This window comes from Haloquadratum walsbyi J07HQW2, assembly GCF_000415985.1.
Classification (GTDB): Archaea; Halobacteriota; Halobacteria; order Halobacteriales; family Haloferacaceae; genus Haloquadratum; species Haloquadratum walsbyi_B.
Genome location: NZ_KE356561.1, coordinates 489,480 through 491,168 on the forward strand (window position 1 = coordinate 489,480; position 1,689 = coordinate 491,168).

General features: G+C 48.7%; 3 protein-coding genes and 1 pseudogene. 1 reads left to right on the forward strand and 3 read right to left on the reverse strand.

Annotated elements, in window-relative coordinates; all coding sequences use genetic code 11:
• The 3 genes and pseudogenes from J07HQW2_RS02340 to J07HQW2_RS02350 all read right to left on the reverse strand — a co-directional run.
• A pseudogene (locus J07HQW2_RS02340) lies at positions 1-193 on the reverse strand (RNA-guided endonuclease TnpB family protein); the annotation flags it as partial.
• Between the two features lie 182 nt (positions 194-375).
• A complete protein-coding gene (locus tag J07HQW2_RS02345) occupies positions 376-684 on the reverse strand; it encodes a type II toxin-antitoxin system PemK/MazF family toxin (RefSeq protein WP_021053655.1) in 309 nt (102 codons plus the stop codon).
• A 32-nt stretch (positions 685-716) separates the two neighbouring features.
• On the reverse strand, positions 717-1,073 hold the full coding sequence (locus tag J07HQW2_RS02350; protein ID WP_021053656.1) for a MarR family transcriptional regulator: 357 nt from the start codon (positions 1,071-1,073) through the stop codon (positions 717-719).
• A 190-nt stretch (positions 1,074-1,263) separates the two neighbouring features.
• Here J07HQW2_RS02350 and J07HQW2_RS17255 point away from each other — a divergent pair, with 190 nt between their 5' ends.
• Positions 1,264-1,515 carry a hypothetical protein gene (locus J07HQW2_RS17255; RefSeq protein WP_303703906.1) on the forward strand — a complete coding sequence of 84 codons (252 nt, stop codon included), beginning with the start codon at positions 1,264-1,266 and terminating at the stop codon, positions 1,513-1,515.
• Positions 1,516-1,689: the final 174 nt, after the last annotated feature.

A 1,689-nucleotide genomic window follows, 5' to 3' on the forward strand; every position in this document is an offset into this window, starting at 1 on the left:
TCGTATTCTGGACGTGATCGGCGTTGTCAACAACGATTGATTTGATCTTGTCCCAGTCCCAGTGCTGCCGGTCAAGTCGATTCACTTCATTGCGGATGCGACGGGCTTCGATACACCCGTCATGCAAGTCGTCTGGACTCCCCGTAGCAATATCTAAACCAAATGATAGTGTTTGGGTAAGTCCCGACGACATCGCTATGTTATGCTATATATGTAGTTTATTAAATTCATCGTTGTGACGCGCTTCACCCCCGCCCACGGTGGGGCGGGGTACTCGCGCTGTTTCTTTTATAGAAGTCTTGTCGTGGTGGCTTGACTCAAACATAACTAAACCAATATTATAAGAAATATGGCTATTTCTCTTTGATTTTGACTTCAATCGCCTATACCAACCAATCTCATGAGTTCTTGCGCAATCTGATTCGTGGTTTCTGTCGTGATTCGCCCGAGACGATCAGTTACTGTTTCGTGCTTAAGTGTCAAGATATACCACGGTGAGGCCCAGCTTCGCTTCGGTGCGCCACCTTCTGCCCATGTATCCGGAGTGAGCTCAATCGCTCCGTCTCGCTCTGTGGTTGTTACGCCAGCCACGAGATATTCTTCTCCATAGAACGGGTGGTGTTCATCGCTCAGAACAACGTACCGCCGTCCACCTTCTCTAAATGGGGCTGAGTGCCATAGCACATCCCCCCGAGATATGCCTCCATAAGACTGCTCTACGCGCTGTTTGCGGCGTTTCGCCACTCGTCATAATCTTCGGTTCCCTCCCGCTGGCTGATCGTCTCCAGTGACGATACCATGCTGAGGTAGGTTCCGACTCGATCATCTTCACCGATTGCCCAGTAGGGTTCGGCGTGGCGGACTAGCTGGCGTTCTTCAAGTCGCTGTAGCGTCTTTCCGACTGACCCACGGGTCACTCCGGTCGCATCGTGTATTTCCTTCGGTGTGAACCCCTGATCCGGATTTTTAGCTAAGAACGCGAGGATCTTGTGGCTATTTGACCCCTCTTGGAGTGTCCAGTCAAACTCCCCGTTGTCGCTGGATTCTTGATATTCTTCGAATTCGACTGCCATCGTATGTCAAAGCTAGTCATTGCTCGTCATAAGTGTTTGTGTAGCTGGAATGGTTGATTTCTCTGCGTAATAATCAGAAATAGTATATTATAATATATGTGCTACTTCTACCATCTCCCGGCACGATTCGTACAGTCCAATCGAGTAGATATGTAGGCGCGGCTAGCCCACCACAAGAGGTGAGATATTGATGAGTGGCTCACCTGAACAAATTCATGCTGTTTCTTTGATGGCTGTGATGGTCACCTCCGTCTTTGCGCTTTGCTTCGCGGTCACTGGCGATACCGAGGTAGTAAGCCTGAGTGGGATCTCACCGAATAGTAATACAGCGGATGCCAGTTCCAATACTCGACTCACCGGTAGTTCTTCAATCTCCGCACTCGCAAACGATACTATACAAACCAGAAACCTCAATAGGGGTAACGCCAGCAACGTGCTCTGACGATGCTAATGGTGGTTCTGGTGAAACTACTTCCGCAGTTGATGACTACGTCGGTCAACTCAATTTTGACTATGATCAAAAGAGACCGACTGACAAATATAAATTATTTTCTGTTGAGTTGTGATTAACTGGAGCATGGACGTGACATTGGGATCGCACTTGCGCATATTGAGA

Excerpts from the sequence above, each read along its gene's own strand:
- J07HQW2_RS02350 (WP_021053656.1), bottom strand. The coding sequence starts at position 1,073 with ATGGCAGTCGAATTCGAAGAATATCAAGAATCCAGCGACAACGGGGAG.
- J07HQW2_RS17255 (WP_303703906.1), top strand. The coding sequence starts at position 1,264 with ATGAGTGGCTCACCTGAACAAATTCATGCTGTTTCTTTGATGGCTGTG.